This is a genomic window from Escherichia sp. TW14182, from assembly GCF_000208525.1.
Classification (GTDB): domain Bacteria; phylum Pseudomonadota; class Gammaproteobacteria; order Enterobacterales; family Enterobacteriaceae; genus Escherichia; species Escherichia ruysiae.
Window position 1 is genome coordinate 1 of sequence record NZ_AEJZ01000254.1, and the last position, 20,577, is coordinate 20,577.

Here is a 20,577-nt window from a genome sequence, read left to right on the forward strand (position 1 = left end):
GGTTCGAATCCCCCCCTCACCGCCATATTTTAAGAAGAGCCCGTACGTAAGTACGGGCTTTTTTTTCGCATATTGCACGCACCGGGGGGATGAGAAGCCCCGACAGGGGTTCGACAACTGGCGACAGTCCGCGAACGCAGTGAGTGGACTGCACCTTACTCAGTTGGGTGTCCAACTTTTGGGGTGCACTCCACGCCAGGGCTTTGTACCATTAAAACTCTCAACTATAGGCATGTAGCGTACGTTGGCAAAGTGCCGAACGCACGCAATCCTCTTTACCGAATCGGACAATCCCGACCATTTCATCTTCTTCGAAACGTTCCAGCGCGTCACTTAAGCCGGAGCGCACACCGCGAGGTAAATCGCACTGTGTAATATCTCCGTTAACAATAACCGTCACGTTCTCCCCCAGACGGGTTAAAAACATTTTCATTTGTGCGGCAGTCACATTCTGCGCCTCATCAAGAATGACGACCGCATTTTCAAATGTACGTCCACGCATATAGGCGAACGGCGCGATTTCGACCTTCCCTATCTCCGGCCGCAGGCAGTATTGCATAAAGGAAGCGCCCAACCGCCGAACCAGCACGTCGTAGACCGGACGAAAATAAGGAGCAAACTTTTCTGCAATATCTCCAGGTAAGAAGCCAAGATCTTCATCGGCTTGCAGAACAGGACGGGTGACGATAATCCTGTCGACATCCTTATGTATCAGGGCTTCTGCCGCTTTTGCCGCACTGATCCAGGTTTTACCACACCCGGCTTCGCCCGTGGCGAATATCAGTTGCTTACTCTCAATAGCCTTCAGATAGTGCAATTGCGCTTCATTTCGCGCGAGGATTGGCGAGGTATCGCGACTGTCGCGAGCCATGCCAATGGCTTCTACGCCGCTCATCTGCACAAGCGAGGTGACCGATTCTTCTTCACGCTGTTTATGGCTGCGCGAATCCCGTCTCAGCACACGTTTTGCCTCGCGACGAGCTTTGATCACTGCTTTTTGTCTTCCCATGGAGAGCACCTTGAGTTGTTTGTATTCATCACACGCGCCGTTGGCAGCGCGATTATGCGCACGAACATCAGAGGGTTGGCTTCCTTGTAAGCCATAGTTTGCTTTTGGAAATAACACCGAAAACGGCTACGCGCACCGTTAAAGGCGTCGGTAACACGAATAAAGAAAGGAAGTGGGTAAAAATACAGAGTGACGAGATGACTACCGGAGGAGAAATCTCCGCGAGTGGTGGAGCGTTGCTTAACAAAACATTGTCCAGTACAGGACGTTACCATCCGCGATCTCCATAGTGACTGACTATCACTGCCGGGAACTACCGCTGTTACTTAATAAGTACAACAGCTTTCGCATTTGTTGCAACAATATATTTACTTATATTTAACCATAAAGCACCATTTAGATGGCATTAGCTTCTACTGGAAAGATGACAGAGTGATGACAGTGATGGTAAAAGCTGTGTACTTTCAGCAGGATTCGCGTTTGCTGGTAAAATGAGCCTTGTGCTTGCAGGATGCGGCGTGAACGCCTTATTCTGCCTACCGATCCGGCCCCGATTGTAGGCCTGATAAGATGCGCAAGCATCGCATCAGGCACCAGCGCACGAATGCCGGATGCGGCGTAAACGCCTATCCGCCTAAAAACATTAAACCCGCAATAATGCGCTTCCGAGATAATCGTTCGTGTCCTTCACCCCTGGCAATGCAAAGAAATAACCGCCACCGATAGGTTTGACGTATTCCTCCAGCGCCTCGCCATTCAGTCTTTTTTGTACTGTCAGAAAGCCCTTTTCCAGATCGTGTTGGTAGCAAACGAACAGTAGCCCCATATCCAGTTGCCCGGAGTTGGTGACGCCCAGTGAATAACTGTAGCCACGGCGCAACATCAGGCTGGACTCACTCTCTGGCGTGCGCGGATTCGCCAGCCGGATATGGCTGTCCAGCGCAATCACCTTACCTTCAGGATCGCTGGCGTAATCGGGCACATCATGCTCGTGCTGCATTCCCAGCGGAGCACCGGTTTGCTTATCACGACCAAAAATCGTCTGCTGTTCTTTCAGTGGCGTTCTGTCCCAAAACTCCACCCGAAACTGAATCAACCGCACCGCCTGGTAGCTGCCGCCGATGGTCCAGGCAGGTTCCTGCTGATCTGCCGTGACCCACACCACTTTTTGCATCAACTTCGCATTATGGCTGTCGGGATTAGCAGTGCCGTCTTTGAAGCCCAGCAAATTAATTGGCGTATCTTTGCCTTTACTTCGCGCCGCATGATCGGAAATAAACCCTTCCCGCTTCCAGCGCACGCTGAGCAAATCCGGCGTGTGTTTAATGATATCGCGCAGCGCATGGATCACCGTATCCTGGGTGTTGGCGCAAATCTGTAGCAACACATCACCATGACATAACGCTGCATCAAGCGAGTCGTTGGGGAAACGCGTCATCTTCTGCAACTTTTTCGGCATCTGCGGCGCAAGGCCAAACCGTTCATCAAACAACGAGTAACCAACAGACAACGTGATGGTGAGATTATCAGGCGCAATGTAGCCGCCAAGAATGCCGGAATCGAGTGGCGGTAGGCGCGGATTTGGCGTTTCTGGTGCCGTTCCGCCCTGAGTCAGAAAAGCAAAACGCTGAGTCAACAAGCGAAACAACCGCTCAAGATCGGCTTTATCACTGGCAAGCACATCAAACGCCACCAGCATCATTGCGGCCTGCTGTGGCGTCACAATCCCCGCCTGATGTTCGCCATAAAAAGGCTGTTTCTCATTGCGCGCATCCGGCGAAAGCGTACCCGGTGCACTTTGCGCTTTTTGTGCATGAGCCACCGGGCAACTTCCCGCCAGTGCCAGCGCACCAATCCCTTTCAGTAAACGTCGGCGCGAGGGTTCATTCACGCCGTTTTCATTTTCATACTGCATAATGCTTAGTCCAGCCCCAGCACACCACGAAGTTGCGCCAGATCTTCCGCCAGCGCGGTAATCGGGCCTTTTAGCGCGTTACGGTCGGCATCGGTCAATTTGTCGTAGGTTTCAAAACCGTCTTTGGTACGGTATTTCGCCAGAATGGTATCGACCTTTTTGAAGTTGGCATCGACTTTTGCCAGCAATTCCGGGTTAGCTTTTTGCAGTTGTGGACGCAGCAGATCGACAATTTTCTGCGAGCCTTCAACGTTAGCCTGGAAATCCCACAGATCGGTGTGGCTGTAGCGATCTTCTTCACCGCTAATTTTGCTGGCTGCCACTTCCTCAATCAGTCCCGCTGCGCCGCCGACCACTTTTGAAGGTGGGAAAGCCAGTTCACTGATGCGTTTATGCAAATCGACCACATCGGTATAAAGCTGGTCAGCGTACTGATCCATTCCTTTGGTGGTGTTGTCGCCAAACAAGGCTTTTTCCAGACGGTGGAAACCGGTGAATTTTGGGTCGGCGGCTTTTTGCTCGTAATCATCCTCACGGGCGTCAATGCTGCCATCCAGATCGGAGAACAGTTCAGCGATCGGTTCAATACGCTCATAGTGCTGGCGCGTCGGTGCATACAGTGCTTTCGCTTTTTCGATATCGCCTGCTTTAATCGCGTCGGTAAAGGCTTTGGTGTCGGTCACCAGCTGTGTGGTTTCCGCCATGACATACGCTTTATATGCAGTAATTGCACCACCAAGACTTAACAGCGCATCACTTTGCGCCGCATCCGCCGTTGCCTCACCTTTGACAATCAACTTCCCTTTCGGGTTAGTCAGCAGACCGCAGGTCATATCGTATTCGCCAGGCTGTAAATTTGCCGTCATTTTCTGGCTAAAGCCAGGGGCGATATTTTCCCGCTCTTCCACCACCATCACGCCTTTGAGGATCTCCCACTCCAGCGCCTTCTGGCTGTGGTTCTGAATAATGAACTGTGTTTTCCCGGCGTTAACCGTAATGGTCATCGGTTCGCACTGCTTATCCGTCACGGTCACTTTGACTTGCGGAATATCGGCGGCGTTAGCCATAAAAGCAGAAGAGAACAGCGCAGCCACGCTTAATTGCAGTGCGCTACGGCGGAAGTTAATGGTCATGACGAGACTATCCCTTTAAAGTATGTTGTAACTAAGCAAGAGTTTGCGTCGTATTTGTTACGCGGAGCGAGACGCTGTCGTTCCTGCACGTGGCGGCAGAGCAAACGCCACCAGCGCCGGGATGAGATAAATAAACCAGACGGCGACTTCGCTGACGCTCGGCGCTTCCTGATAACCAAAAATACCTTCCATCAGCGTGCCGAACAGCGAGTGAGTTGAGAGCACCGCGCTCATATCGAAGGCAATTTCCTGAAAGTGGTTCCATAATCCGGCTTCATGAAATGCGCGAATGGCACCTGCTGCCAGCCCTGCGGCGACGAAAAGAATAAACAGGCTGGTCCATTTGAAAAATGCGCCAAGATTGAGGCGAATACCGCCCCAGTAGAGCAGGAAACCAAGCACCACGGCAGTGGCGAGGCCAAGCATTGCGCCGAGCGGCGGCCAGATCCCGACATCTTGTTGAAATGCCGCCAGCAGGAAAAAGACCGACTCCAGCCCTTCCCTTGCAACGGCAAAAAAGACCATCATCACCAGCGCCCAGCCGTGATGATTTCCGCGCTGCAATGCGCTATCGACCGCCTGCTCCAGTTGCACTTTGACGTTGCGCGACACTTTGCGCATCCAGAAAACCATCCAGGTGAGGATCACCACGGCGATCACCGCCACGATACCTTCGAACAGTTCCTGTTCTTTTTGCGGAAATTCGCCGGTAGTTTCATTAATGAAGATACCCAACCCCAGGCACAACGCAGCGGCAAGCAACACGCCAATCCACATCACACCAATCCATCGGCCTCGCTGGGTACGCTTAAGATAGCTGGCAATCAAACTGACAATCAGCGCGGCTTCAAGTCCTTCGCGCAACATAATGAGAAACGGAACAAACATGCCACCCACCCTTAAACGTTTTTCTGAGTCAATCTATGCAAAGAAAAGTAAATCGCAGTGATAGCGATTATCATTACGGCGGAGAAAAACACAAGCGGAATGTAGTGATAATGATGAGGAAATGTAAAAATATTTTGAGAGAAAACACAGAGGGCAATCACTGATTGCCCTCTGTCTGCTTCCCATTATGACGTGGGGTTTTCGGTAAAACGCCTTCCCTTAACCTTCCTGCAACCGTGACGGCGGCGCCGAATGATAATGCGCATCTGCTTCAGCAAAACGTTTTTGCATCGCCGCTGACGGCGCTTTACCCAGCAAACTGAACACCACAATCCCGATACTGCCGAAGATAAAGCCCGGAATAATTTCGTACAGACCCAGCCAGCCGAACTGTTTCCAGACGATAACCGTGAGCGCACCGATGATCATTCCCGCCAGCGCGCCGTTGCGCGTCATGCGTGACCACATCACCGAGAACAGCACCACCGGACCAAACGCCGCGCCAAAGCCTGCCCACGCGTAGCTCACCAGCCCCAGCACGCGGTTTTCCGGGTTCGCCGCCAGCGCAATGGCCACCAACGCCACCACCAGCACCATCACACGCCCTACCCACACCAGCTCTTTCTGGCTGGCATGTTTACGCAGAAATGCTTTGTACAGATCTTCGGTAATCGCACTGGAACATACCAGCAACTGGCAGCTTAACGTTGACATCACCGCAGCCAGAATCGCCGACAGCAGGATCCCGGCAATCCACGGGTTAAACAGAATTTGCGCCAGTTCGATAAACACGCGCTCGGCATTCTGATTTACCGCACCTGCTACCGCCGGATGATCATTAAAGTAAGCAATCCCAAAGAAGCCGACAGCCACCGCCCCAGCGAGGCAGAGGATCATCCAGGTCATACTGATACGACGCGCATGGACGATGCTGTGGTGAGAATCCGCCGCCATAAAACGCGCCAGAATATGCGGCTGCCCGAAGTAACCCAGCCCCCAGCCCATCAGCGAGATAATGGCGACAAAATTCAGCCCTTTGAGCATATCCACGTTTTCAATGCTCTTTTGTTTGATCACTTCCAGCGAGTCGCCAAATCCACCGACGCTGATAATGACAATAACCGGCGTCAGGATCAGGGCAAAAATCATCAGACTGGCCTGTACGGTATCGGTCCAGCTCACCGCGAGGAACCCACCAATAAAGGTATAAAGGATGGTCGCCGCTGCACCTGCCCACAGAGCCGTTTCGTAGCTCATGCCAAAGGTGCTTTCAAACAGACGCGCGCCTGCCACAATGCCCGAAGCGCAATAAATGGTGAAGAACAGCAAAATAACCAGCGCGGAGATAATACGCAAAATACGGCTTTTATCTTCAAAGCGCCCGGTGAAATAATCCGGCAAGGTTAAGGCGTTATTGTTGTATTCGGTATGCACACGCAACCGCCCGGCCACCAGCTTCCAGTTAATCCATGCGCCTAATGTCAGGCCAATAGCGATCCAGCTTTCAGAAATCCCGGAAAGAAAGACTGCGCCCGGCAACCCCATTAACAGCCAGCCGCTCATATCCGACGCACCCGCCGATAACGCCGTTACAAACGGCCCAAGGCTGCGACCGCCCAGAATATAGTCGTCAAAGTTTTTAGTCGATCGCCAGGCGATAAACCCAATCAATATCATGCCAAAGATATAGACACAAAATGTCACCAACATCGGTGTGCTAATAGCCATCTAAAGTCTCCAAAAAATTATTATCGGCAATGTCGAAACTTGCCGTTATATCTGCCACCGGAACGGGGTAACAGAGTTTATGTTTACCAGGGCGACCGTATCCTGCCGGAAGCGTTGGTTATTCACAATCGATTTAACACATCATTTACATTAAATTTTAGTGCCCAGCGATACTATTTTTCATCAGGTTGCACTCCCTCACATTTTTTGCGGTTGCACCTGTCAAAAATGTTAACTGCCGCAGAGAAAAAGTCTGCGTTATTTTTTTATTCCCTGTCATATCGATTTCTTTTATTAACATTTAATTCATTTTTAAGCTTGCTACGTAAGTCACATTTAACATGGTTGCACAAAGTTGCAACATAATAGATATTTCACAATAACGTTAAGTTGCACCTTTCAGAACAACAGGAGTAATGGCATGGGAACCACCACCATGGGGGTTAAGCTGGACGACGCGACGCGTGAGCGTATTAAGTCTGCCGCGACACGTATCGATCGCACGCCACACTGGTTAATTAAGCAGGCGATTTTTTCTTATCTTGAACAACTGGAGAACAGCGATACCCTGCCGGAGCTGCCTGCGCTGCTTTCTGGCGCTGCCAATGAGAGCGATGAAGCACCGACTCCGGCAGAGGAACCACACCAGCCATTCCTCGACTTTGCCGAGCAAATTTTGCCGCAGTCAGTTTCCCGTGCTGCCATCACCGCTGCCTATCGCCGCCCGGAAACCGAAGCGGTTTCTATGCTGCTGGAACAAGCTCGTCTGCCACAGCCGGTTGCGGAACAGGCGCACAAACTGGCATATCAACTGGCAGATAAACTGCGTAATCAAAAAAACGCCAGTGGTCGCGCAGGCATGGTTCAGGGATTATTGCAGGAGTTTTCACTGTCATCGCAGGAAGGCGTGGCGCTGATGTGTCTGGCAGAAGCGTTATTGCGTATTCCCGACAAAGCCACCCGTGACGCGTTAATTCGCGACAAAATCAGCAACGGTAACTGGCAGTCACATATTGGTCGTAGCCCGTCTTTGTTTGTAAATGCCGCCACCTGGGGGCTGCTGTTTACCGGCAAACTGGTTTCTACCCATAACGAAGCCAGCCTCTCCCGTTCGCTGAACCGCATTATCGGTAAGAGCGGTGAACCGCTGATCCGCAAAGGTGTGGATATGGCGATGCGCCTGATGGGCGAGCAGTTCGTCACTGGCGAAACCATCGCGGAAGCGTTAGCCAATGCCCGCAAGCTGGAAGATAAAGGTTTCCGTTACTCATACGATATGCTCGGCGAAGCCGCGCTGACCGCCGCAGATGCGCAGGCGTATATGGTGTCCTATCAGCAGGCGATTCACGCCATTGGTAAAGCGTCCAACGGTCGTGGCATCTATGAAGGGCCGGGCATTTCAATCAAGCTGTCGGCGCTGCATCCGCGCTACAGCCGCGCCCAGTACGACCGGGTAATGGACGAGCTTTACCCGCGTCTGAAATCATTAACCCTGCTGGCGCGTCAGTACGATATTGGTATCAACATTGACGCCGAAGAGGCCGATCGTCTGGAGATCTCCCTCGATTTGCTGGAAAAACTCTGTTTCGAGCCTGAACTGGCAGGCTGGAACGGCATCGGTTTTGTTATTCAGGCTTATCAGAAACGCTGCCCGCTGGTGATCGATTACCTGATTGATCTCGCCACCCGCAGCCGTCGCCGTCTGATGATTCGCCTGGTGAAAGGCGCGTACTGGGACAGTGAAATCAAGCGTGCGCAAATGGACGGCCTTGAAGGTTATCCAGTTTATACCCGTAAGGTGTATACCGACGTTTCTTATCTCGCCTGTGCGAAAAAGCTGCTGGCGGTGCCGAATTTAATTTATCCGCAGTTCGCGACGCACAACGCCCATACGCTGGCGGCAATTTATCAACTGGCGGGTCAAAACTACTACCCGGGTCAGTACGAGTTCCAGTGCCTGCATGGTATGGGCGAGCCACTGTATGAGCAGGTCACCGGGAAAATCGCCGACGGTAAACTTAATCGTCCGTGTCGTATTTATGCCCCTGTCGGCACACATGAAACGCTGCTGGCGTATCTGGTGCGTCGCCTGCTGGAAAATGGTGCCAACACCTCGTTTGTTAACCGTATTGCTGATACCTCTTTGCCGCTGGATGAACTGGTTGCCGATCCGGTCGCGGCTGTAGAAAAAATTGCGCAACAGGAAGGGCAAACAGGCTTACCGCATCCGAAAATTCCCCTGCCGCGCGATCTTTACGGTCAGGGGCGCGATAACTCGGCAGGATTAGATCTTGCTAATGAACACCGGCTGGCATCGCTCTCCTCTGCCCTGCTCAACAGCGCACTGCAAAAATGGCAGGCCCAGCCAATGCTGGAACAGCCGGTTTCGACAGGTGAAATGTCGCCCGTTATTAACCCGGCAGAACCAAAAGATATCGTTGGCTATGTGCGTGAAGCCACGCCGCGTGAAGTGGAACAGGCACTGGAAAATGCGGTTAATAACGCGCCAATCTGGTTTGCCACTCCTCCGGCTGAACGTGCGGCGATATTGCATCGCGCTGCCGTGCTGATGGAAAGCCAGATGCAGCAACTGATTGGTATTCTGGTGCGTGAAGCCGGAAAAACCTTCAGTAACGCCATCGCCGAAGTGCGTGAAGCCGTCGATTTTCTCCACTATTACGCGGGACAGGTGCGTGATGATTTCGCTAACGAAACCCACCGTCCATTAGGGCCTGTGGTGTGTATCAGCCCGTGGAACTTCCCGCTGGCGATTTTCACCGGGCAGATCGCTGCCGCTCTGGCGGCAGGTAACAGCGTACTGGCAAAACCAGCAGAACAAACGCCGCTGATTGCCGCGCAAGGGATCGCCATTTTGCTGGAAGCGGGTGTACCGCCAGGCGTAGTGCAGTTGCTGCCAGGTCAGGGTGAAACCGTAGGTGCGCAACTGACGGGGGATGATCGCGTGCGCGGGGTGATGTTTACCGGTTCAACCGAAGTCGCCACGTTACTGCAACGCAATATCGCCAGCCGCCTGGACGCTCAGGGTCGCCCCATTCCGCTCATTGCTGAAACCGGCGGCATGAACGCGATGATTGTCGATTCTTCAGCACTGACCGAACAGGTCGTCGTGGATGTACTGGCTTCGGCGTTCGACAGTGCAGGTCAGCGTTGTTCGGCGCTGCGTGTACTGTGCCTGCAAGATGAGATTGCCGACCACACGCTGAAAATGCTGCGCGGCGCAATGGCTGAGTGCCGAATGGGTAATCCGGGTCGCCTGACCACCGATATCGGGCCGGTAATTGATAGCGAAGCGAAAACCAATATTGAGCGTCATATTCAGACCATGCGCAGCAAAGGCCGTCCGGTGTTCCAGGCGGTGCGGGAAAACAGCGAAGATGCCCGTGAATGGCAAAGCGGCACTTTTGTTGCTCCGACGCTGATCGAACTGGATGACTTTGCCGAATTGCAAAAAGAGGTCTTTGGTCCGGTGCTGCATGTGGTGCGCTACAACCGTAATCAATTGCCGGAGCTGATCGAGCAGATTAACGCTTCCGGTTATGGTCTGACGCTCGGCGTCCATACGCGTATTGATGAAACCATTGCCCAGGTCACTGGCTCGGCGCATGTCGGTAATTTGTATGTTAATCGCAATATGGTTGGTGCGGTGGTTGGTGTGCAGCCGTTCGGCGGCGAAGGGTTGTCCGGTACCGGGCCGAAAGCAGGCGGTCCGCTCTATCTCTACCGTCTGCTGGCGAATCGCCCGGAAAGTGCGCTGGCAGTGACGCTCGCGCGTCAGGATGCAGAGTATCCGGTCGATGCGCAGTTGAAAGCCGCATTGACTCAGCCACTGAATGCACTGCGGGAATGGGCGGCAAACCGGGCAGAATTGCAGGCGTTATGTACGCAATATGGCGAGCTGGCGCAGGCAGGAACACAACGATTGCTGCCGGGGCCGACGGGTGAACGCAACACCTGGACGCTGCTGCCGCGTGAGCGCGTGTTGTGTATTGCCGATGATGAACAGGATGCATTAACTCAGCTTGCCGCCGTGCTGGCGGTGGGCAGCCAGGTACTGTGGCCGGATGACGCGCTGCATCGTCAGTTAGTGAAGGCATTGCCATCGGCAGTCAGCGAACGTATTCAACTGGCGAAAGCGGAAAATATAACCGCTCAACCGTTTGATGCGGTGATCTTCCACGGTGATTCGGATCAGCTTCGCGCATTGTGTGAAGCCGTTGCCGCGCGGGATGGCGCAATTGTTTCGGTGCAAGGTTTTGCCCGTGGCGAAAGCAATATCCTGCTGGAACGGCTGTATATCGAACGTTCGCTGAGTGTGAATACCGCTGCCGCTGGCGGTAACGCCAGTTTAATGACGATCGGTTAAACAGGTAGCCGGAGGATGTTACAACCTCCTCCGGCATCTTTAACGTGGTCGAATCCCCTCAATAATAATCCGCTGCACGTTTTCAACCGTTTGATTGAAAAATACCTCATCGCGCAACGTCGCGCCTGTCACCGCCTCCACCTGAGGGGCGAAATCGGCGTAATGTTGAGTGGAAGCCCAAATCATAAAAATCAAATGCTGCGGATCAATCGGCGCGAGTTTGCCGCTTTTGACCCAACCGGCAATCAGCGCCGATTTCTCATCAATTAATGCCTTCAAATCGCCCGTCAGTTCATCCATTAACAGCGGCGCGCCTGCCAGCATCTCCATACAGAACAGGCGCGAAGCCTGCGGATAATCGCGTGAGACTTCCAGCTTCAGACGGATGTACTCTTTGATCGCCGCCAGCGGGGCGAAATCTTCACGAAACGCTTTTAACGGTGCCAGCCAGATATCGAGAATCTGCCGCAGCACGGCAATATACAGCGCCTCTTTCGACGGGAAATAATACAGCAGATTGGTTTTTGACACGCCCGACAACTCTGCGATCTGCTCCAGCCTTGTGCCGTGAAAACCGAATTGTGAAAAAGTGTCCAGTGCCGCACCAAGAATCGCTTTTTTCTTCGCGCTTACTGCACGCGAACGTTTACCCGTTGTTTTCACTGCGCCTTGCGTCATGCGCTCTCCCCTCTTGTAGATTGGCAACAGGATAGCAAAATCAGCACGATGCCTCGACCATCAACATTCACGGCACGAATGAATAATGGTGGAATGAGCGAGAAAGGTATTAACGTAAGGATATTAAGGAGAGTACCAGAACGAAAAACCGCCGGAATTACCGGCGGCAGTGGCGTATTGACGCGCGTCAGACAAAACGCATTCGTCATAGAGTAGCCCGGCTAGTTGTTGCTTTTGCCGTGACTGCTTTTGCCCCCTTTTTTTCCTGCTTCAGATGCGCGCTGCGGGTCATTTTTGAAATTCCCCCCGCTGTGCTGTCCACCTTTTTTACCTGCTTCTGATGCTCTTTCGCGGTCTTCTGCAAAATTGCCGGAACCGCCTCGATGGTTTGCCATTACTGACCTCCGTCATCATAGTGCCCAGGATTAACGCGGCGTATGGCGGGTGCCATATTTTCGCTACGTGGGACTAAGCTTAGTGAACTGACGCGGGTAAGCCTGCGTTTGGTAATATCCTGCAACAGCTTCTTAGCGAGAATAGATATCATTTCCGGTAATCAGCCATAAGCCGCTCTTATGATTAAAAAAACACTATGGGATAAAAATGTATCATTTTGCGACAAAATTACATGCTTGTGAAAATTGTTATAAATCAAATAAGTGGTTGTGAAATTTGCACTCTGAATAGGACGTCTTATCTTTAAATGAGTGGTAGCGAATCGCTACGGAATAGAGATAACACGAGGAGTGGTTAGAAATGGCTAAAGTTCTGGTGCTTTATTATTCCATGTACGGACATATCGAAACGATGGCGCGTGCAGTCGCTGAAGGCGCAAGCAAAGTCGATGGCGCAGAAGTTGTCGTTAAGCGTGTACCGGAGACCATGCAGCCGCAATTATTCGAAAAAGCAGGCGGTAAAACGCAAACTGCGCCCGTTGCAACCCCGCAAGAACTGGCCGATTACGACGCGATTATTTTTGGTACACCAACCCGCTTTGGCAATATGTCAGGCCAGATGCGAACTTTCCTGGATCAGACTGGCGGCCTGTGGGCTTCCGGCGCTCTGTACGGCAAACTGGCGAGCGTCTTTAGTTCGACCGGCACCGGCGGCGGTCAGGAACAGACTATCACTTCAACCTGGACGACCCTTGCACATCACGGCATGGTGATTGTCCCCATTGGCTACGCAGCACAGGAATTATTTGACGTCTCGCAGGTTCGCGGCGGAACGCCTTATGGCGCGACCACCATTGCAGGCGGTGACGGTTCGCGCCAGCCCAGTCAGGAAGAGTTGTCTATCGCACGTTACCAGGGGGAATATGTTGCTGGTCTGGCAGTCAAACTTAATGGCTAATCTTCAACAGGAGGATACGCATGCCAACTCAAGAAGCGAAAGCTCATCACGTGGGTGAATGGGCATCTCTGCGCAATACGTCGCCGGAAATAGCCGAGGCCATTTTTGAAGTCGCCGGGTACGACGAGAAAATGGCGGAAAAAATTTGGGAAGAAGGTAGCGATGAAGTGTTAGTCAAAGCCTTTGCCAAAACCGATAAAGATTCGCTTTTTTGGGGCGAACAGACCATCGAACGTAAAAACGTTTAACCAGTGACTCCCCCGTTTCTCGCGGGGGAGTTTTCTGTTATTTCACTGCTTCATTCAACACGCTATCAAACTTATCCATTGGACAGAAACCATCAGCGTCTATCGGGCAACCGCTTAATTCCAGCGTCACCCGCTGAGCCGGAGCCTGTAACGTTAACGCGTCGGCATTACGCAACTGTTCCGAACTTTGATAAACATATTCAATTTTCATCAAATCACGATTGGCTTTGCTGTCATGCCAACGCTGGAAAACGATTTTGCCGCCAATTGGCGTGCGTTCGTTCTGGTCATGCAACTGATAGGGTTTAAAGTCCAGCGCGGTCAGCAATGAGGCGATGTTAGAGTCATGCCCCACCAGCACAGTGATTTTCGGTGCGCTGGCACGATCGGTGACCAGGGCTTTGTCGATATAACTGACCAACGGTTTCGCAACATTGCGCGCTACTTCCGGTGAGGTAAACAAGCTGTCCTGGTAGCCGTTTTTCAGCTTCGACAACACCTTCCACTGTTGGTCAGATTTAATTTCCCCCCACGCCACCTGATCCATCGGGAAACCTTCGTAGTATTGCAAAGTGAAAGCATCCACCAGCGAGTTGCCTACTTTCAATGGCCCGGAAACGCCCGGCTCTTGTTGATACTTCGCACTGAAGGTATTTTTGCCATCCACCAGCGAACATTGCTGCTTCTCTTTACAGGCTGGAGAGTCTTTATAGTTAACGATTTTTTCCAGTAGCTGATAGCTGTCAGTCAGTTGTAGTTTGCTGAACTCTTTCTCCATTGCCGCCACCGCCTGCTCACTGAATGCGGCGGAATCATCGGTGATTACCGGGTTAAAGGTTGGATCCATAGTGCCCATTTTTTCCTGGTGATGAACAGGAATATCACATCCAGGGAATGCGCCGGTAATAAAGAACTGCGCGGTAGCGACGGTACGTTGCAGGCTGTTTGCGTAGGCATAAACGGTGTCCGGCGACGGGCATTCACCCGACTTTACCATCCCCTGCTCTGCCAGCCATTCACGCATGTAATGCCCCATATACACTTCCAGCACGCCACCTTTAGTGGTGAGCTGCCCGCCGGGAACATCCCATTCTGGCCATTTATTCGGCGTCGACTGCTCAAGCACACTGCCATTATTAGCCAGCGGTGCGCGTAAGTTATGGCGACTCATCATAAGCACTTGCTGTAGCTGATAGCCCTCCGGTACAGCCTGTGCCTGAGTATTTGAAGAAAGCAAAGCCATCCCTGCCACGGCTGCGGCGATTAGCGTTTTTTTCATTCCTCACACCTCTTTTGTTATCAATGATTAAAGAGTGTGACAGAAATATGACTTATTTCCGGGAACCGGTTCGCAAATTAGCAGATAACGAGGCGGGAAACTTGCAGGGCACCAGGCGATGACTGACAGTAGCTGCGCTATCGCCTGGTTTGTATCGTTAAACTAATATCTGAAACAGCACGGCAAAAAGAATGATATTGGCAATGACAATGGTCCAACCGTTATAAAGCATATATTTCAGATGGGTTGATTGTGCCAGCCCCATTTGACCAAACATATCCGATGAAGGGAAAGGCCCAAACCAGTCCACTTGCGATGAGGCCAACAATACCGCCGTTGTCCCCTGTGGCGGCACTCCCGCAGCCATCAACATCGGACCAAATATTTTGTGCGTAAAGGTCATCTGAGCAACAGCGGCGCCTGGCACATGACCGATAATGTTAAAGGCAAAAATACAGAAGCAAAGCCATGCTGGTGATATCCCGGTTAACAGAGGTTGAGTGTATTCGAGCAACCCCTGATACGCCTGCAGGCTATCCATAAGTTCCAGAATCGGGTTATACAGCCAGTAGAGCAGAAACATCCACACCAGTCTGCCACACCCCTTATACAGCGCCTGCAGTATCCCGGCAGGGCTTAATCCTCCCACCAGTCCGGTGATCAAAGCCACCAGTAACATCACGATAATGGCAAAACTAAAACCTGCTTTTATCACTACACCGATAACCGCCATAACAATAATGGTTGCGGCAAATGCCAGCGCGCTGAGCTTGCGACGGCGAACACGGGCGGGCTGCTCTTCTTCCTGAGTTTTCTCAGAGAGATCCACTTCGTAATGTAATTTTCCTTCCGTCATCTTCTGAATTCGCCCGGCCATGATCCAGCCAGCGAATAACGTCACGGCGCTCATTGGTAGCCCAACGTACATCAGGTATTGCGGATAAGTCAGGCCGCCGAGTTGTAAAATCGTCACGGTACTGGGAGTAAATGGCCCGGTAAACAATCCCACTGAACCCGCCGTCATCATCAGTGCAGCCACCGTGGGAGGCGTCAGCCGTACTGCCGCCGCCACAGGAATAATCACCGCGACAATAATGGCATTGCCACCTGCCATAGTGCCCAGCGCGCCACAGATGAGAATGGAAGAGACAACGATGCCAAATTTGACCCGCGTCTGGCTGGAAAGCCCGATACGATGTACCACAAATTTGACCAGTTCAACGGCGGCTCCGGTACGTGTTGCCACTTCCCCGACACCGGCACCAAGCATAATGATCAGACCAACTGTGGCGATAAACGATCCCGTCGATTTTGCCAGCATGGTGCCCATTTCAGGTAAGCCGGTGGAAGTCATTATCATCGCAATAATAATCGATGAAATAACCGCCAGAACAATATCGACGCCTATCAACGAGAGCACCGCTAACGCTACCAGCGGTGTAAAACCAAGCAGTCCGAGTTCATTACCTGGACGCCCCTGACACCAGAACGCTGTCAGTAAAAAAACAACCAACAGTAAACCAATAATGACATTCTTTTTGGTGATATTTTGTCTGGTTAGCGAACCACCAGCGAGCATTGAGTCACTCATATAACTCCTTAACCCCATCGAATCGACCATCAATATCAGCCGATGTATTTGGACAGCTCAGAAAATATCCCCCCTCGTTATTATTGTTAGCAAAATGCACTGAGGGTTTGTCCGGGTACTACAGGTATTATTCTGAGTTCGTAATTAACCCCTTTAGGTGGGCAAATAACGCATTGTTACCAGAACAGGCGTTACAGATTAAATTTATGTTAACTTGGTGTTACCATGAAATGACTTTTTATCTATTGTCTATAACTCTGGGTTAACTCTTAATGAAACTGCGCCACCTGGAAATCTTCTATGCCGTAATGACATGCGGGACACTTTCCCGGGCAGCGGAATCGCTGAATATTTCCCAGCCGGCCGCCAGTAAAGCGTTAAAAAACGCTGAACAAAAACTCGGGTTTCAGCTCTTTCAGCGAGTGCGTGGCAAGCTTCTTCCAACCAGCGAAGCGATCACACTTTTTGAAAAAGCGCAGTCGATTTATCACGAACTCGATAACCTGCGACTGCTGGCCGATAACCTGACGCGAGATCCGCGAGCCAGAATAGCTCTGGGATGTCTGCCAAGCCTGGGATTAAGTCTGGTGCCGGAAATAGTCACTGCGTTTTACCAGCAGAATGCGAATCTGGTAATGACACTGACGACAGAGCACACCGAAACGTTGGTTAAAAAGCTTGATCTGCGCGAGATTGATCTGGCTCTGACGCTACAGCCGATTCAACAGGGGGAGATTATGACGACGCTGATAGCCGAAGTTCCGCTGGTTTATATCGACCGGGACTATCGACAGGGCGCGGTAGAAATAGACAAGATTGACCAACAACGCTGGATTTCTCCCGGCCCCTATTCCCTTTCTGATGCAATAGCTAAACGACGTGATTTTTTGACGACACGCCTGAATGTCCAGACCTATTACATGGCGACTGAATTTGTAAAACGAGGAATGGGATGCAGTATTACCGATATTTTCTCTGCCCGTCATAACCTCCCGGCAGAGACGATTCACCCCATCGCCCCCCCAATGAAAATTGACCTTTGTTTGCTACGCCGTGCCGATGTTTCGCTTAGCCCTATTACACAAAAATTTGTCGATTTCCTCTGTCAGCAATTACGTCAGCAACTGCGAGCCATTAACCTTGAGTTATACCCTGAAAATAAAAAGTCAATTGCTCCTCAGGCCTAAATGTTTTGACATATCCCCAACGCACTTATTAGCGGTGGATATCTCAGGTGATGAAAAAACGCATTGTAGTTATTGGCGGCGGGGTAATTGGTCTGGCGACAGCATGGGTGCTGGTAAAACAGGGCCATCAGGTGCAATTGTTAGAACGCAACAGTCAGGCAGGCGTCGCCACCAGTTTCGCTAATGGCGGGCAACTCAGCTATCGCTACGTTGCCCCTCTGGCGGATAAAGGCGTACCGATGCAGGGGCTTAAATGGATGGGGAAAAGTGACTCCCCTCTGAATATGCGTTTGCGCCTGTCATTTAGCCAGTGGCGCTGGTTGCTGGCGTTTTTAATGTCCTGTAATAGCCGGACAAATAAACTCAATGGCGACCATATTTTACGCTTATCACTGTTAAGTCGTCAGGTCATGGAAGCATGGTTGCTGGAAGATAATCTTGATGATTTTCACTGGCGCCGTTCTGGCAAACTGATTATTCATCGCCGTCAGCAAGATTTAGCCAAAGCGGCAAAAGGCATTGATCCGCAATTTCAACAGGCTTTATCACGCGAAGAGTGTGTTCATCTTGAACCTGCACTAAAACATATTGGTCATTCCCTGTGCGGTGGTATTTACTCCCCCGGCGATGAAACGGCAGATTGCTATAAGTTCTGTCAGGCATTACTTACCAAACTTAATGCCAGCGCGAATTTTTCGCTACAAACCGGTTGTGAAGTTTTGCAGTTGAATAAAAAAGGTGAGCGCATTGTCTCTATTACCACCCGCACTGGAACGCTGGTTGCGGATGATTATGTCGTTGCCGCCGGTAATGGCAGCACGCATTTGCTTGCCGGAACCGGGACTCACGTACCGCTCTGCGGTCTGAAAGGTTACAGTCTGACGCTCCCCTTCCCACAAAAAATGGGGATCGCACCACAAATCAGTGTCACCGACTATGGTCATAAAATTGTCTATGCCCGACTCGGTGATCGGTTGCGCATCGCCGCCATGGTCGATATTGGCTATGACGGTAATGAACTGCGCTCTGAACGCATTGGCGCTTTAAAACAGATCGTAGCGGCCAGCTTTCCGCAACTGCAAGGTATCGATGAGGCCGAATTATGGACGGGTATGCGTCCATCCACCCCTGCGGGTCCGCCACTATTAGGACGGGCGAAGTATCAAAATCTATGGATGAATCTTGGTCAGGGCAGTCTGGGCTTTACGCTGGCGGCGGGTAGTGCCGTGGTGTTAGGCGCTCTGCTGTCGGGCGAAGACCCTGCAATTTCACTTGATGGACTGACATGGAGCCAATCAGTTTGAATATCAAACGTAATAACCCACAACCGCGTCTTGCCGCCAGCGTGGAATATGGCAATCTTGTTTTTCTCTCCGGTCAGACACCGAAGAGCAATACCCCGTCCATCGCGCAACAAACGCGCGAAGTGCTGGAGAAAATCGACGAATTACTTGCGGCAGCTGACAGTGATAAATTTCATCTCTTGTCCGCTCAGATATGGTTAAAAGATATCAGCCGCGATTTTGCCGATTTCAACGACGTATGGGTTAGCTGGATACCAGAAGGATATAGCCCGGCACGTGCTACCGTACAAGCTGAGATGGCCCGCCCGGAGATTCTGGTTGAAGTGATGGTAACTGCGGTAAAAGCGGGATAAGCCCCCATTTTCTGCCCCCTGGCAAGGTCGTCATGGGGCATCCCTGAAGGTTAAACGTCCCCTCTTTTATCTGCCAACATTCAGGCTGAAAATATCATTTTTAGTTATGTTGTTGTCTCTGGCCTACGATTTTTTCTGATTTCCCCTACACTTAACACTGATACCTTGTCAGGGGTTTCCCTTTGTCTGTATTGATTTACGCGAGATAACGCTATGGAATTAAAGGATTATTACGCCATCATGGGCGTGAAACCGACGGACGATCTCAAGACAATCAAGACCGCCTATCGTCGACTGGCCCGTAAATACCATCCCGATGTCAGTAAAGAACCCGATGCCGAAGCCCGCTTCAAAGAGGTCGCTGAAGCGTGGGAAGTGTTGAGTGATGAGCAACGTCGCGCTGAGTATGATCAGATGTGGCAACATCGCAACGATCCGCAATTTAACCGTCAGTTCCATCATGGCGACGGTCAGAGTTTTAACGCCGAAGATTTTGACGATATCTTCTCGTCAATTTTCGGTCAACATGCCCGCCAGAGCCGCCAACGCCCCGCTACACGTGGTCACGATATTGAAATCGAAGTGGCGGTATTCCTTGAAGAAACGCTTACTGAGCACAAGCGTACCATCAGCTATAACCTGCCGGTTTATAACGCCTTTGGCATGATCGAACAGGAAATCCCGAAAACGCTGAATGTGAAGATCCCGGCGGGCGTCGGCAATGGTCAACGCATCCGCCTGAAAGGCCAGGGGACGCCGGGCGAAAACGGTGGCCCGAATGGCGATTTGTGGCTGGTGATTCATATTGCGCCGCATCCGCTGTTTGATATTGTCGGTCAGGATCTGGAAATTGTGGTGCCGGTTAGCCCGTGGGAAGCGGCGCTGGGTGCTAAAGTCACCGTCCCAACACTGAAAGAAAGCATTTTGCTGACTATCCCGCCTGGCAGCCAGGCCGGGCAACGATTGCGCGTTAAAGGCAAAGGTCTGGTGAGCAAAAAACAGACCGGCGATCTGTATGCGGTACTGAAAATCGTGATGCCGCCGAAACCAGATGAAAACACTGCCGCGCTGTGGCAGCAACTGGCAGACGCCCAGTCGTCTTTTGATCCACGCAAAGATTGGGGGAAAGCATGATGGCTAATGTTATGGTGACTTTTACCATTACCGAATTTTGCCTGCATACCGGCATCTCTGAAGAGGAGTTGAATGAAATTGTCGGTTTGGGGGTGGTTGAACCGCGTGAGATCCAGGAAACAACCTGGGTATTTGACGACCATGCCGCCATTGTGGTGCAACGCGCGGTACGGCTGCGTAATGAGCTGGCGCTGGATTGGCCGGGGATCGCGGTGGCGCTGACGTTAATGGATGATATTGCACATCTGAAACAGGAAAACCGCCTGCTGCGCCAGCGGCTTTCCCGGTTTGTGGCTCATCCGTGAGTTTGTTGCCTGATGCGACGCTTAACGCGTCTTATCAGGCCTACAAAGGGCACTGTTCCCGTAGGCCGGATAAGGCGTTCACGCCGCA

At 51.7% G+C, this 20,577-nt stretch carries 17 protein-coding genes; 8 read left to right on the forward strand and 9 right to left on the reverse strand.

The features are described from left to right. Nucleotides 1-220: 220 nt before the first annotated feature. From phoH to putP, 5 genes are all read right to left on the reverse strand, one after another. Nucleotides 221-1,009 carry a phosphate starvation-inducible protein PhoH gene (gene phoH / locus EQY_RS0118860; protein ID WP_000533536.1) on the reverse strand — a complete coding sequence of 263 codons (789 nt, stop codon included), beginning with the start codon at nucleotides 1,007-1,009 and terminating at the stop codon, nucleotides 221-223. A gap of 643 nt (nucleotides 1,010-1,652) precedes the next feature. Then, the gene (gene efeB, locus EQY_RS0118870) at nucleotides 1,653-2,924 is read right to left on the reverse strand and encodes an iron uptake transporter deferrochelatase/peroxidase subunit (RefSeq protein ID WP_001199187.1); all 1,272 of its coding nucleotides are present in this window, start codon (nucleotides 2,922-2,924) and stop codon (nucleotides 1,653-1,655) included. Between the two features lie 5 nt (nucleotides 2,925-2,929). Then, nucleotides 2,930-4,057, reverse strand: coding sequence for an iron uptake system protein EfeO (gene efeO, locus EQY_RS0118875; RefSeq protein WP_000154420.1), 1,128 nt, complete (start codon nucleotides 4,055-4,057; stop codon nucleotides 2,930-2,932). 57 nt (nucleotides 4,058-4,114) lie between these two features. Beyond that, on the reverse strand, nucleotides 4,115-4,945 hold the full coding sequence (gene efeU, locus EQY_RS0118880; protein ID WP_000497943.1) for an iron uptake transporter permease EfeU: 831 nt from the start codon (nucleotides 4,943-4,945) through the stop codon (nucleotides 4,115-4,117). Between the two features lie 219 nt (nucleotides 4,946-5,164). Then, nucleotides 5,165-6,673, reverse strand: a complete 1,509-nt coding sequence (gene putP, locus EQY_RS0118885; RefSeq protein WP_001018481.1) for a sodium/proline symporter PutP — start codon at nucleotides 6,671-6,673, stop codon at nucleotides 5,165-5,167. A 421-nt stretch (nucleotides 6,674-7,094) separates the two neighbouring features. Here putP and putA point away from each other — a divergent pair, with 421 nt between their 5' ends. After that, nucleotides 7,095-11,057 carry a trifunctional transcriptional regulator/proline dehydrogenase/L-glutamate gamma-semialdehyde dehydrogenase gene (gene putA / locus EQY_RS0118895; protein ID WP_024212651.1) on the forward strand — a complete coding sequence of 1,321 codons (3,963 nt, stop codon included), beginning with the start codon at nucleotides 7,095-7,097 and terminating at the stop codon, nucleotides 11,055-11,057. 39 nt (nucleotides 11,058-11,096) lie between these two features. On the opposite strand, the gene rutR is transcribed toward putA, so the two are convergent. Further along, entirely contained in the window at nucleotides 11,097-11,735 is a 639-nt protein-coding gene (gene rutR, locus EQY_RS0118900; protein ID WP_024212652.1) for an HTH-type transcriptional regulator RutR, read from the reverse strand. A gap of 221 nt (nucleotides 11,736-11,956) precedes the next feature. Further along, nucleotides 11,957-12,130 carry a con-10 family general stress protein gene (locus tag EQY_RS0118905; RefSeq protein WP_001273661.1) on the reverse strand — a complete coding sequence of 58 codons (174 nt, stop codon included), beginning with the start codon at nucleotides 12,128-12,130 and terminating at the stop codon, nucleotides 11,957-11,959. A gap of 361 nt (nucleotides 12,131-12,491) precedes the next feature. Between EQY_RS0118905 and wrbA the strand changes: the two genes are divergently transcribed. Together wrbA and EQY_RS0118920 are read left to right on the forward strand one after the other, a co-directional pair. Next, nucleotides 12,492-13,088 carry an NAD(P)H:quinone oxidoreductase gene (gene wrbA / locus EQY_RS0118915; protein ID WP_001151442.1) on the forward strand — a complete coding sequence of 199 codons (597 nt, stop codon included), beginning with the start codon at nucleotides 12,492-12,494 and terminating at the stop codon, nucleotides 13,086-13,088. Nucleotides 13,089-13,108: 20 nt separating this feature from the next. Further along, the gene (locus EQY_RS0118920; RefSeq protein WP_001143120.1) at nucleotides 13,109-13,336 is read left to right on the forward strand and encodes a YccJ family protein; all 228 of its coding nucleotides are present in this window, start codon (nucleotides 13,109-13,111) and stop codon (nucleotides 13,334-13,336) included. A 37-nt stretch (nucleotides 13,337-13,373) separates the two neighbouring features. Here EQY_RS0118920 and agp read toward each other — a convergent pair whose 3' ends face one another. Beyond that, nucleotides 13,374-14,615, reverse strand: a complete 1,242-nt coding sequence (gene agp / locus EQY_RS0118925; protein ID WP_000751742.1) for a bifunctional glucose-1-phosphatase/inositol phosphatase — start codon at nucleotides 14,613-14,615, stop codon at nucleotides 13,374-13,376. Between the two features lie 157 nt (nucleotides 14,616-14,772). After that, nucleotides 14,773-16,206, reverse strand: a complete 1,434-nt coding sequence (locus EQY_RS0118930) for a hypothetical protein (protein WP_001285185.1) — start codon at nucleotides 16,204-16,206, stop codon at nucleotides 14,773-14,775. A gap of 272 nt (nucleotides 16,207-16,478) precedes the next feature. On the opposite strand from EQY_RS0118930, the gene admX reads away from it, so the two are divergent. The 5 genes from admX to cbpM all read left to right on the forward strand — a co-directional run bounded on the left by admX (nucleotide 16,479) and on the right by cbpM (nucleotide 20,489). Further along, complete coding sequence (gene admX, locus EQY_RS0118935) at nucleotides 16,479-17,393, forward strand: HTH-type transcriptional regulator AdmX (protein WP_000776565.1); 915 nt, start codon at nucleotides 16,479-16,481, stop codon at nucleotides 17,391-17,393. 50 nt (nucleotides 17,394-17,443) lie between these two features. After that, nucleotides 17,444-18,697 carry a D-amino acid dehydrogenase gene (locus tag EQY_RS0118940; protein WP_000746240.1) on the forward strand — a complete coding sequence of 418 codons (1,254 nt, stop codon included), beginning with the start codon at nucleotides 17,444-17,446 and terminating at the stop codon, nucleotides 18,695-18,697. Further along, entirely contained in the window at nucleotides 18,694-19,050 is a 357-nt protein-coding gene (locus EQY_RS0118945) for a RidA family protein (RefSeq protein ID WP_024165060.1), read from the forward strand. Before EQY_RS0118940 ends, EQY_RS0118945 begins: the two co-directional genes overlap by 4 nt. Nucleotides 19,051-19,263: 213 nt before the next feature. Continuing rightward, nucleotides 19,264-20,184, forward strand: coding sequence for a curved DNA-binding protein (gene cbpA, locus EQY_RS0118950; protein ID WP_000420621.1), 921 nt, complete (start codon nucleotides 19,264-19,266; stop codon nucleotides 20,182-20,184). After that, entirely contained in the window at nucleotides 20,184-20,489 is a 306-nt protein-coding gene (gene cbpM / locus EQY_RS0118955) for a chaperone modulator CbpM (RefSeq protein WP_000024502.1), read from the forward strand. The genes cbpA and cbpM overlap by 1 nt, the downstream gene beginning before the upstream one ends. Nucleotides 20,490-20,577: the final 88 nt, after the last annotated feature.

Excerpts from the sequence above, each read along its gene's own strand:
- EQY_RS0118930 (WP_001285185.1), bottom strand. The coding sequence starts at position 16,206 with ATGAGTGACTCAATGCTCGCTGGTGGTTCGCTAACCAGACAAAATATC.
- putP (WP_001018481.1), bottom strand. The coding sequence starts at position 6,673 with ATGGCTATTAGCACACCGATGTTGGTGACATTTTGTGTCTATATCTTT.
- admX (WP_000776565.1), top strand. The coding sequence starts at position 16,479 with ATGAAACTGCGCCACCTGGAAATCTTCTATGCCGTAATGACATGCGGG.
- cbpA (WP_000420621.1), top strand. The coding sequence starts at position 19,264 with ATGGAATTAAAGGATTATTACGCCATCATGGGCGTGAAACCGACGGAC.
- efeO (WP_000154420.1), bottom strand. The coding sequence starts at position 4,057 with ATGACCATTAACTTCCGCCGTAGCGCACTGCAATTAAGCGTGGCTGCG.
- EQY_RS0118905 (WP_001273661.1), bottom strand. The coding sequence starts at position 12,130 with ATGGCAAACCATCGAGGCGGTTCCGGCAATTTTGCAGAAGACCGCGAA.
- agp (WP_000751742.1), bottom strand. The coding sequence starts at position 14,615 with ATGAAAAAAACGCTAATCGCCGCAGCCGTGGCAGGGATGGCTTTGCTT.
- wrbA (WP_001151442.1), top strand. The coding sequence starts at position 12,492 with ATGGCTAAAGTTCTGGTGCTTTATTATTCCATGTACGGACATATCGAA.
- efeB (WP_001199187.1), bottom strand. The coding sequence starts at position 2,924 with ATGCAGTATGAAAATGAAAACGGCGTGAATGAACCCTCGCGCCGACGT.
- rutR (WP_024212652.1), bottom strand. The coding sequence starts at position 11,735 with ATGACGCAAGGCGCAGTGAAAACAACGGGTAAACGTTCGCGTGCAGTA.
- EQY_RS0118940 (WP_000746240.1), top strand. The coding sequence starts at position 17,444 with ATGAAAAAACGCATTGTAGTTATTGGCGGCGGGGTAATTGGTCTGGCG.
- efeU (WP_000497943.1), bottom strand. The coding sequence starts at position 4,945 with ATGTTTGTTCCGTTTCTCATTATGTTGCGCGAAGGACTTGAAGCCGCG.
- EQY_RS0118920 (WP_001143120.1), top strand. The coding sequence starts at position 13,109 with ATGCCAACTCAAGAAGCGAAAGCTCATCACGTGGGTGAATGGGCATCT.
- putA (WP_024212651.1), top strand. The coding sequence starts at position 7,095 with ATGGGAACCACCACCATGGGGGTTAAGCTGGACGACGCGACGCGTGAG.
- phoH (WP_000533536.1), bottom strand. The coding sequence starts at position 1,009 with ATGGGAAGACAAAAAGCAGTGATCAAAGCTCGTCGCGAGGCAAAACGT.
- cbpM (WP_000024502.1), top strand. The coding sequence starts at position 20,184 with ATGGCTAATGTTATGGTGACTTTTACCATTACCGAATTTTGCCTGCAT.